The following is a 10,880-nucleotide window of genomic DNA, read 5'->3' on the forward strand; positions in this document are numbered from 1 at the left end:
GCACTGTTTCGGGGCCGGAAAACCGGGTAACTCCGCTCCAACTCAGGAGGCACCAATGCGCGCATTATTCTACGAACGGTTTGGCGAAGCACCGAAAATCTCGAACTTGCCGGACCCGGAACCGACGCCCGGCGGCGTGGTGATTTCAGTCAAGGCCACCGGTCTTTGCCGCAGCGACTGGCACGGCTGGATGGGTCACGACAGCGACATCCACCTGCCGCATGTTCCGGGCCACGAATTTGCCGGCGTGATTTCCGCGGTTGGCAAGAATGTCATGCGCTTCAAGGTGGGTGACCGCGTCACTGTTCCCTTCGTCTCCGGCTGCGGCCACTGCCAAGAGTGCCGCTCGGGCAACCAGCAGGTCTGCGAAACGCAGTTCCAGCCGGGCTTCACCCATTGGGGCTCGTTTGCCGAATATGTGGCGATCGATTACGCCGATCAAAATCTCGTCCATATGCCGGACGATATGGGCTTCGATACGGCAGCAAGCCTCGGTTGCCGCTTTGCCACGTCCTTCCGCGCTGTCGTCGATCAGGGCCGCCTGAAGGGCGGAGAATGGCTCGCCGTTCACGGCTGCGGCGGCGTGGGCCTTTCCGCCATCATGATCGGTTCCGGTCTCGGTGCGCAGATCGTCGCAATCGATATTGCCGATGACAAGCTGGCGCTCGCAAAGGAACTCGGCGCCACCGTTACCATCAACAGCCGCAATGTTGCCGATGTCGCCGAAGCCGTGCGCGATGCGACCGGCGGCGGCGCACATGTCTCCGTCGATGCGCTCGGTCATCCGCAAACCTGCTGCAACTCCATCAGCAATTTGCGCCGCCGTGGCCGCCACGTCCAGGTGGGCCTGATGCTGGCCGATCAATCCATGCCGCAAATCCCCATGGCACGTGTGATTGCCCATGAACTGGAAATCTACGGCAGCCACGGAATGCAGGCCTGGCGCTACGACGATATGCTCGCCATGATCCGCACCGGCAAGCTTTCGCCTGAGAAGCTCATCGGCAAGCACATTTCACTGAGCGATGCCGTCACCGCGCTGCCTGCGATGGAGAGCTTCAAGGACAGCGGCATCAGCATCATCAACCGCTTCGAGTAAACCCCATGCAGATTGACGTCATCGACAGCATCAGCGATCCCGGCAAGCCAGAGCGCCCGAATGAGGATCGTCTGGCCTGGAATGCCTCCAGCGCATTCGTTGTCGATGGCGCAACTGGCCTCGGCGACCAGCAGTTCATGACGGGTTTCGGCTCCGACGCCGCATGGATTGCCGACTTCGCCGTGAAGCGCCTGATGAGCGAAGTCACACCTGAGGCAAATTTCGCAGATATCATTCGCCGCATCTCGCAAGACGCCAAGATCAACTTCGAGGCCGTGGCTGGCGATCAGCCGCGCTACGCCTGGCCGGTCGCAGCACTCGCAGGCTTGCGCGTTACGCCAACCGGGGTGCAGTTCGCCGGGCTCGGCGATAGCGTCGTCTATATTCTTCACGATGACGGCCGCGAGGAAAGCCTGATGGCCCTGCCCGACGCCTTCGAGCGTGAACAGGCCGCCGCCCGCGCTCATGTCGCGCGTCTCGGTGGGATCGGTTCAGCTGGCATGGCAACCAGCGATCCAAAAACGCTCGCCGATCTTCGGCGAAACCGCGAAAGACAGAATACGGCCGATGGCACGGTCTGGTCGCTCAGCCTTGTTCCCGAGACGGCCGATCACATCGCAAGCGCCGCAATCGGTATCTCCGGCAGCGGCGCAACCGCGATCATCTGCTCCGATGGCCTTGCCGATCTCGTCAGCCTCTACAACCGATACACGCCCGGAACACTGATCCGCCGCGCCGTCACCGCAGGCTTGCCGAGCGTGATTAAGGAGCTGCGCCAGTTGGAGCGGGAGATCGATCCTGAGGGGTTGCAGTACCCAAGACTGAAGCAGTCGGACGATACCACCGCCATCCTGTGCAGAATCATATAAAAGAGCCTGTGTCATCTGCTGACAAAAGACTTGAATTAGCGGCCACTATAACGCATGGCACAGGGACCGATCCCTGAAAGAAGAAACCGCTCATGTCCCCCACCACGACCCCGGTTCCAGCCCGCGCGCTGAACGCGCAGGATTATAGAACGCTTGGCCTTTCCGCCCTCGGCGGCGCATTGGAATTCTACGACTTCATCATCTTCGTGTTCTTTGCGACCGTGATCGGCCACCTCTTCTTTCCACCCGACATGCCGGACTGGCTGGTGATGATCCAGACCTTTGGCATCTTTGCTGCTGGCTATCTTGTCCGTCCGATCGGCGGCATCATTCTCGCCCATTATGGCGACCGTTATGGGCGCAAACGCGTCTTCGCCTTCTCGATCCTGCTGATGGCGCTTTCCACGCTCGGAATGGCGCTGATGCCGACCTATGCGACGATCGGCGTTGCGGCCCCGATCCTCCTCATCGTGCTGCGTATGTTGCAGGGTGCGGCCATCGGCGGCGAGGTTCCTGGTGCCTGGACCTTCGTGTCTGAGCACGTTCCCTTCCGCTATGTCGGCCTCGCCTGCGGCCTGCTGACGTCGGGCCTATCCTTCGGCATCATGCTCGGCTCGCTGATCGCCTTTGCCATCAACACCATCTTCACGCCGGAAGACGTTTCGGGTTATGCCTGGCGCATCCCCTTCCTCATCGGCGGTGTTTTCGGCCTGATCGCCGTCTATCTGCGCCGCTGGCTGGAAGAAACGCCGATCTTCACGCAGATGAAGAACTCCAAATCGCTCTCGGACAAACTGCCGCTCAGCCTTGTCCTGAAGAACCATATGCGCGGTGTCGTTGTCTCGGCGCTGCTCACCTGGGTGCTGTCAGCAGCCATCGTCGTTACCACGCTGATGACGGCGACCTTCCTGCAGAAGCTCTATGGCTACACGCCGACGCAAGCCCTGGCGGGCACGAGCTTCGGCACGCTATTCCTGATCTTCGGGGTGATCATCGCTGGCGCGCTGATTGACCGCATCGGCAGCGGCATCTTCTTCATGGGCGCCAGCATCTTTTTCGGCGTCGCCACCTTCACCTTCTACAGCTATGCTGGCACATCGCTCACCACCATGTTCGCTCTCTATGCGGTTATGGGCCTGTCGGTCGGCATGGCAGGTGCGGTGCCCTATGTCATGGTTCGCGCCTTCCCGGCATCGGTCCGTTTCTCAGGCCTTTCCTTCGCCTATAACGTCTCCTACGCCGTCTTCGGCGGGTTGACACCGATTGCAGTCAGCTCCGCACTGGCGATCAACCCCATGGCGCATGCCTGGTACCTGGTCTTTATCGCAGTGCTCGCCTTCTTCATCGGACTGTATCTCCACCTGCGCGGCAGCGCTGTGGAGAGCCATGTGGGTGTGGAAGAGCTGGCGACGCTTCAGGGCGGCCGCTGACGCACGATAGAAAGGGAAGCGGCCCGCGTGGCGCCCTTCCCCCATCCATCAAGCCGCGGCGGGCATCTTGAAGGCTGACCCGATCTTGTACCCGATAAACGCCGCCACCAAAATAATCCCGATCATCCAGAACAAAGGCTCGCCAGGAAGCACGACGCCGTAGAAATCGACGTGGCTGTCCAACCTCTTTCCCTGCGAAATCACGGCATCGACCTGCTCAGGCGTTGGGGCTCCAGCGATGGGCTGCCCGTCAAACGTCGTCACGATCTTGTACTCCGGCAAACCGGTCAGCAGGAGGCCGAAGAAGGCGAAGAGGATCGTTGAGAAAACCGGGATTATCCCGTTTCGAATAAAGCGCATGTGTTCCCCCCAAATGTTCGAGGCAACATTGAAGAAAATTCGTGATTCGATCTAGTTGCGGGTGAAGGCCGGTTCAGACGGGAACAAGCGCCTTGGGTGGCTCAAAGTCGGGCGCAACCAGACCGCCAGAAATCAGAAGCTTCGCAGCGTCCTCCGGCGACATATCCAACATGATGATCTTGTCTCTCGGGACGAAGAGAAGGAAGCCCGCCGTCGGCACAGGCGTCGGCGGCAGGAACACAGCGACCATTTCCTGACCCAACTCGTTGAAGCGAAACGCCAGTTCGCCCTTGGCCTCGGATGCGACGAAGACCATCGCCCATGTTCCGGGTCCCGGAAACTCGATCAGACCGACACGCTTGAAGGAATTGGAATGCTCCTTCAGCACCGACTCGAACAGCTGCTTGATGCTCTTGTAGATCGGGCGCACCAGCGGCATGCGGTTGAGGATGGATTCGCCGAAGCCGACGATCCATTTGCCGATGAGATTGTTGCCGAGAAATCCGATGACCGTAATGCCGATCACCGCGATCAGGAGGCCGAAACCCGGAATCGCGACATTGAAATACTCTTCCGGGTCGTAGCGCGCCGGAATGTAGGGCTTCACCCAGCTATCGGCCCATTGCAGGAACGTCCAGACCAGCCACATCGTAATCGTGACGGGCGCCAGAATGAGAACGCCGGTCAGAAAGCTGTTACGCAAACGTGTCGCAAAGGAAATTCTAAGTGGGTGATCCGTCATCAACTCACTGAATGTTGGGGCATTTCCAGCCGAAGCAGGAACGCTTTGGCACTGGATGATGCGTTAAAACAGAGACATTGAGCATGATCCCGATATCACTGGAAATGCTCTAAGCGATGTCGCCGAAGAATGCCTGATGATAACGGACAATGCCGGACGGCGTTCCGCCCTGCAAGGGCAGGATCATGAAATATTCGTCATCAATGCCTTCAGCCTTCAGCCTCGCATCGTGACGAAAACAAAAGCGACGATAGTAGGCGGGATCTCCCATGACGACGCAGCCACCGGCTTTGCGTCGCCGAAGCGCATCGAGCCCGTGCTGGACAAGTACCAAGCCGACACCCTGCCCTTGCCGTTCCGGCAACACGCAGAGCGGACCAAGGCCAAACCAGGTAGCGCTACTTTCCGGAAGTCCGACGGGCGAGAAGCCGATATGGCCGATGATTGCGCCCTCCTCTTCCGCAACAAGCGAAACGGCAAGCGCGCCGGCCCTGCGCAAGCGTTGAATGACGAGGTGTTCGGTGTGATCGCTATAAGCAACATCCCGGAAAGCAGCCTGCGTCACAGCGCTGATCGCGTCGAGATCGTGCGCCTCTTCCGGCCGGATGATCATTCCACCGTGACTGACTTTGCCAGATTGCGCGGCTGGTCCACATCCGTGCCCATGAAGACCGCGGTGTGGTAGGCAAGCAGCTGGATCGGCAGAGAGAAGACCATCGGCGCAATCAGTTCATCAACCGTCGGCAAAACGATGGTTGCCATGGTTTCCAACGACGAGGCCGCCGCACCTTTCGCATCGGTGATGAAGATGATGCGCCCACCGCGGGCTGCCACCTCCTGCATGTTCGACACGGTCTTCTCGAAGAAGCGGTCATGCGGCGCAATGACGATGACCGGCATATTCTCGTCGATCAGCGCAATCGGCCCATGCTTCAACTCGCCTGCGGCATAGCCTTCCGCGTGGATGTAGGAAATTTCCTTGAGCTTCAGCGCGCCTTCGAGCGCCAGCGGGAAGGATGTGCCGCGGCCGAGGTAAAGCACGTCCTTGAATCGCGAGAGATCGCGAGACAGGGTTTCAATCTGCGGCTGGATGGCGTTCAAAACTTCGCTCATCACCCGTGGCATCTCGATCAGATGACGGACAAGCTCGGTTTCCTGCGCCGCCGTCAGCGTGCCGCGCGCCTTGCCGGCTGCAATTGCCAACGAAGCCAAGACGGCAAGCTGGCAGGTGAAGGCCTTGGTGGAGGCAACGCCGATTTCGGGGCCAGCCAGGATCGGGAAGATCGCGTCGGATTCACGCGCAATGGTCGATTCGCGCACATTGACGACAGCGCCGATCTTCAGATCGTTTTCCTTGCAATACCGCAGCGAGGCGAGCGTATCCGCCGTCTCTCCCGACTGGGAGATGAACAGAGCAGCCTGCGTCGGCAGAAGCGGCATTTCGCGGTAGCGGAATTCCGAAGCCACATCGATTTCCACCGGAAGACGCGCGTAGCGTTCGAACCAGTATTTGCCGATCAGGCCGGAAAGATAGGCCGTGCCGCAGGCGGAAATCGCCAGCCCGGTGAGCTTGGAAAAGTCGATCGCCGGATCGACATCCTTCACCCGCTTGTCGGCAAAATCCACATAGTGGCTGAGCGCATGGGAAATGACTTCCGGCTGCTCGTAAATCTCCTTTTCCATGAAGTGGCGATGGTTGCCCTTGTCCACCACATAGGCCGTCGCCTGGGAAATCTGCCGCTGACGCTGCACTGGATTGCCGGAAAAATCGATGATCTCGGCACCCGCCGCAGTAATGATGGCGCAGTCGCCATCTACCAGATAGGTGATCTCGTTGGTGAAGGGCGACAGCGCGATTGCGTCGGAGCCAAGGAACATCTCACCGCGACCATGGCCGACGGCAAGCGGCGGACCGGAACGCGCCGACAGCAGCGTGCCGGGCTCATCCTGGAACATCACCACGAGCGCATAGGCACCCGTCACGCGGTTCAGCATTTTCAGCATTGCCTCGCGATGCGACAGCCCTTCGCGCGTGAACTTGGCGAGCAACTGCGCCACTACTTCCGTATCGGTCTGGGTGGTGAAGATCGCACCTTCTGCGGTCAATTCGTCGCGGATTTCGGAGAAGTTCTCGATGATGCCATTGTGCACCACGGCGACGCATTCGACGAAATGCGGATGAGCATTGGTTTCATTCGGAACCCCATGCGTTGCCCAGCGGGTGTGGGCAATGCCGGTGACACCGGGAAGCGGCTCCTCGGAGAGCTTCTTCTCCAGATTGAAGAGCTTACCTTCGGCACGGCGGCGGTCCATTGCGCCGTCATGGATCGTCGCAACGCCGGCGGAATCATAACCGCGATATTCCAGCCGCTTCAGCGCATCCACAAGGCGCTCCGCAACCGGTTGCGTTCCAACAATTCCGACAATGCCGCACATACATTTCTCCAAGATTTTTGGTGAGCATCCAACAAGCGAAAGACCGAGTCAGGTCTTCGTCCGGGTGCTTTTTCTATGGCGGAAGTCGTAGCAATTTCCGCAAAAACCGCAATCGCAACCGCGGTCACTTTCAATGTCTATTCGTTACCTTTGTCAGAAGGTTACGCCGGTTTCTTCTTGGCGTCCTTGATGGCCTGGGCGCGGGCGCGAAGCACGCTGGCGCGGCCTTCCTTCACCTCCTGGCGCGCACGACCGAAGGCCAGCGCATCGCCCGGAACGTCATCGGTAATCACGCTGCCGGACGCCACATAGGCATCGTCACCAATGGTCACGGGGGCCACAAGCGCAGAGTTCGAACCAATAAAAGCGTTTGCACCGATGCGCGTCTCGTGCTTGTTGATGCCATCATAATTGCAGGTGATCGTACCCGCGCCGATATTGCTGCCCGCACCAACAAAAGCGTCGCCGATATAGGTCAAATGATTGACCTTGGCGCCCTCGCCGATCTCGGCCTTCTTGATTTCGCAGAAATTGCCAACCTTCGATTTCGCCGCAAGATTGGCGCCAGGGCGGAGCCTCGCATAGGGGCCGACCGTCGCACCGGCGCTGACATGCGCGCCTTCAAGATGCGAGAAGGCGTGAATGATCGCACCCGACTCGATGGTGACACCAGGACCGATCACGACATTCGGCTCGATCAAAGCGTCATGGCCGATCTTAGTGTCCCATGAGAGGAACACCGTCTCAGGCGCGATCATCGAAACGCCGTCGATCATGAACTGGTGACGTGCCCGCTCCTGCCAGAGCTTTTCGATAAAAGCGAGTTCGGCGCGGTTGTTGCAGCCGGTCATCTCCGCCTCAGGCGCATCGACGGCCACAGCCTTGCCGCCATTGGCGCGAGCAATCTCGACGATATCGGTCAGATAATACTCGCCCTTGACGTTATTGTTGCCGATACGATCGAGCAGATCGAGCGCCCGGCGACCGTTGATCGCCATCAAGCCGCTGTTGCACCATGTGACCTTTCGCTCGTCATCGCTCGCATCCTTCTCTTCGCGGATCGCGACGAGTTCGCTATTCTGCACGAGGAGACGGCCGTAACCGGTTGGCTTGTCGGTGTGAAAACCGATAACGACGACATCGACATTGTCCGTCAGTGCCTGGCGCGCCCGGTTCAGCGTCTCCGCGGTCAGCAGCGGTACGTCACCGTAGGCGATCAGAACATCGTCGAAGCCCTTCTCGATGGCTTCGCGCGCCGCAAGGACGGCATTACCCGTTCCAAGCCGCTCCTTCTGTAAAAATGGCTCGACAGAAACGCCCGCCATCCGCGCAGCCCCCGCCACCTTGTCCGCATCACGACCGACGACAAGAGCGGCAGCACTCACGCCTGCACCGGAAACCGCCTGCATGACATGCGCAATCATCGGCCGGCCAGCAACAGGGTGCAAAACCTTCGACATGGACGATTTCATACGCGTGCTTTCACCGGCGGCGAGGATGACGGCAAGACAGGTGCGTTCCACTTGTTTCTCCACTCAAAGGATCAGATCTACTGATGCCGCTATATCCGCATGAGCATGAAGAAACCATGGAAATTGCGTGTAGGTTTGAAAAGGATCGTGATGGCGGAGCGGCGCAAGCGTTTCGAAAGCCAGAACGCGCTTTCAACCACAGACGAATCCTCTAATCTGCCGCGACCACTTCATCCTGAATTGCGGAATCCTCAGATGTCCCCTTCGCACAGCATCAGCCAGCCGGTCCGCGGCATGCTCATCATGGCGGCCTGCATGATCGTGCTGCCGGTCATGGATGCGATCGCGAAATACATGGCCCATGCCGGCATGTCCCCCGGGCAGGTCACCTTCTATCGCTTCTTCTTCCAGCTGGTCTGCACCCTGCCCCTTCTGCTCTTCATGTCGCCGAAGTCGCTGATCCATGCCAAGCGCCCCTGGCTCAACCTGCTGCGTGGCGTCCTTCATGCCGCCGCGAGCCTGACTTTCTTTGCGGCTGTCAAATACATGCCGCTGGCGGATGTCTTCGCCATCTACTTCGTTGAGCCCTTTCTGCTCACAATCATGTCCGCGCTCTTCCTCGGGGAGAGAGTGGGCTGGATGCGCTGGAGCGCGATTGCCGTTGGTTTTATCGGCGCGATGATCGTCATACAGCCGAGCTTCGAACTCTTCGGCCTCACCTCGCTGCTTCCAGTCGCCTGCGCCTTTCTCTTTACGCTCTACCTCTTCCTTAACCGGGCGATTGGAGAGGGTGACAGTCCCTTGGTCATGCAGACCATGGCAGGCATTGCCGGCACGATCTTCATAGGCGGCGCTCTTCTGATCGGGCACGGACTGGGAGACGCCAATTTCGATATGTCCCTGCCCGGCTGGGATCATGGCCTCGTTCTCCTGATCCTTCTCGGCTCCATTTCGGGCTACATGCATCTTCTCGTGGTCAAGGCTTTTCGCCTCGCGCCCGTGTCGCTTCTGGCGCCCTTCCAGTATTTCGAGATCATCTCCGCCACGATCCTCGGCTACCTGTTGTTTTCCGATTTCCCAACGCCATCCAAATGGCTCGGCATCGTCATCATCGTTGCATCTGGCCTCTTCATCATCTGGCGCGAGCGGTTGAGCGCGCGTCGTATCAAGATGGCCGAGGTCGCGGAAGTTTGAGGAATTGCCGCAACTGCACTTGTTCATAAGGCCCGCGTCGGGCAAAAAGTGCTTCCACGAATGATACACGAAGGAGACCAGAGGATGGACGTTCGCGCCGCAGTCGCCGTTCAGGCAGGCAAGCCATTGGAAGTTATGACGGTTCAGCTGGAAGGCCCGCGCGCCGGTGAAGTGCTGATCGAGGTCAAGGCGACCGGTATCTGCCACACCGATGACTTCACCCTCTCGGGTGCCGATCCGGAAGGTCTCTTCCCAGCGATCCTCGGCCATGAAGGCGCTGGCATCGTCGTCGATGTCGGCCCCGGAGTCACCTCGGTGAAGAAGGGCGACCACGTCATTCCGCTCTACACGCCGGAATGCCGCGAGTGCTATTCCTGTACCTCGCGCAAGACCAACCTCTGCACCGCCATCCGCTCCACCCAGGGCCAGGGCGTGATGCCGGACGGCACCAGCCGCTTCTCCATCGGCAAGGACAAGATCCACCACTATATGGGCTGCTCCACCTTCGCCAATTACACGGTTCTACCGGAAATTGCTGTTGCCAAGATCAACCCGGACGCGCCATTCGACAAGGTCTGCTACATCGGTTGCGGTGTCACGACCGGCATCGGCGCGGTCATCAACACCGCAAAGGTCGAGATCGGCTCGACGGCGATCGTCTTCGGCCTCGGCGGCATCGGCCTCAACGTGCTTCAGGGCCTGCGTCTGGCCGGCGCCGACATGATCATTGGCGTCGACATTAACAATGACCGTAAGGCCTGGGGCGAAAAATTCGGTATGACGCACTTCGTCAACCCGAAGGACGTGGGCGACGACATCGTGCCCTATCTCGTCAACATGACGAAGCGCAACGGCGACCTGATCGGCGGCGCCGATTACACCTTCGACTGCACCGGCAACACCATGGTCATGCGCCAGGCTCTCGAAGCCTCCCACCGCGGCTGGGGCAAATCGGTCATCATCGGCGTTGCAGGTGCAGGTCAGGAAATTTCCACACGCCCGTTCCAGCTGGTCACCGGCCGTAACTGGATGGGCACCGCCTTCGGCGGCGCCCGCGGCCGCACGGACGTTCCAAAGATCGTCGACTGGTACATGGAAGGCAAGATCCAGATCGACCCGATGATCACACACACCATGCCGCTTGAAGACATCAACAAGGGCTTCGACCTGATGCACAAGGGCGAAAGCATCCGCGGCGTCGTGGTATATTGATGTGAGCAATGAGCGGCGCGGAAGGCTGTAAGAGTTTAAGCGCCGGAAGGTTTTGGAGGGGCTGCG

10 protein-coding genes are annotated in these 10,880 nt (G+C 59.4%); 5 read left to right on the forward strand and 5 right to left on the reverse strand.

Features of this window, described 5'->3' with window-relative positions:
* Positions 1-55: 55 nt before the first annotated feature.
* The 3 genes from WKI41_RS21060 (at position 56) to WKI41_RS21070 (ending at position 3,398) form a co-directional block, all read left to right on the forward strand.
* Positions 56-1,099 (forward strand): zinc-dependent alcohol dehydrogenase family protein, encoded by a 1,044-nt coding sequence (locus tag WKI41_RS21060; RefSeq protein WP_340195377.1) that lies wholly within the window; start codon positions 56-58, stop codon positions 1,097-1,099.
* Between the two features lie 5 nt (positions 1,100-1,104).
* Positions 1,105-1,968 carry a hypothetical protein gene (locus tag WKI41_RS21065; protein WP_340195378.1) on the forward strand — a complete coding sequence of 288 codons (864 nt, stop codon included), beginning with the start codon at positions 1,105-1,107 and terminating at the stop codon, positions 1,966-1,968.
* A 92-nt stretch (positions 1,969-2,060) separates the two neighbouring features.
* Positions 2,061-3,398, forward strand: a complete 1,338-nt coding sequence (locus WKI41_RS21070; RefSeq protein ID WP_340195379.1) for an MFS transporter — start codon at positions 2,061-2,063, stop codon at positions 3,396-3,398.
* A gap of 48 nt (positions 3,399-3,446) precedes the next feature.
* Here WKI41_RS21070 and WKI41_RS21075 read toward each other — a convergent pair whose 3' ends face one another.
* The 5 genes from WKI41_RS21075 to glmU form a co-directional block, all read right to left on the reverse strand.
* Positions 3,447-3,758, reverse strand: coding sequence for a hypothetical protein (locus WKI41_RS21075; protein WP_340195380.1), 312 nt, complete (start codon positions 3,756-3,758; stop codon positions 3,447-3,449).
* Positions 3,759-3,831: 73 nt separating this feature from the next.
* Positions 3,832-4,500, reverse strand: coding sequence for a DUF502 domain-containing protein (locus WKI41_RS21080; RefSeq protein WP_340195381.1), 669 nt, complete (start codon positions 4,498-4,500; stop codon positions 3,832-3,834).
* A gap of 109 nt (positions 4,501-4,609) precedes the next feature.
* Positions 4,610-5,113 (reverse strand): GNAT family N-acetyltransferase, encoded by a 504-nt coding sequence (locus tag WKI41_RS21085; RefSeq protein WP_340195382.1) that lies wholly within the window; start codon positions 5,111-5,113, stop codon positions 4,610-4,612.
* On the reverse strand, positions 5,110-6,936 hold the full coding sequence (gene glmS / locus WKI41_RS21090; protein WP_340195383.1) for a glutamine--fructose-6-phosphate transaminase (isomerizing): 1,827 nt from the start codon (positions 6,934-6,936) through the stop codon (positions 5,110-5,112). The genes WKI41_RS21085 and glmS overlap by 4 nt, the downstream gene beginning before the upstream one ends.
* A gap of 161 nt (positions 6,937-7,097) precedes the next feature.
* A complete protein-coding gene (gene glmU, locus WKI41_RS21095) occupies positions 7,098-8,459 on the reverse strand; it encodes a bifunctional UDP-N-acetylglucosamine diphosphorylase/glucosamine-1-phosphate N-acetyltransferase GlmU (RefSeq protein ID WP_340195384.1) in 1,362 nt (453 codons plus the stop codon).
* Between the two features lie 204 nt (positions 8,460-8,663).
* Here glmU and WKI41_RS21100 point away from each other — a divergent pair, with 204 nt between their 5' ends.
* Positions 8,664-9,602, forward strand: a complete 939-nt coding sequence (locus tag WKI41_RS21100; protein WP_340195385.1) for a DMT family transporter — start codon at positions 8,664-8,666, stop codon at positions 9,600-9,602.
* 84 nt (positions 9,603-9,686) lie between these two features.
* Positions 9,687-10,814: an S-(hydroxymethyl)glutathione dehydrogenase/class III alcohol dehydrogenase gene (locus WKI41_RS21105; protein ID WP_340195386.1), complete on the forward strand. Its 1,128-nt coding sequence runs from the start codon at positions 9,687-9,689 to the stop codon at positions 10,812-10,814.
* Positions 10,815-10,880: the final 66 nt, after the last annotated feature.

This window comes from Agrobacterium larrymoorei (assembly GCF_037722385.1).
In the GTDB taxonomy this organism is placed as follows: Bacteria; Pseudomonadota; Alphaproteobacteria; order Rhizobiales; family Rhizobiaceae; genus Agrobacterium; species Agrobacterium larrymoorei_C.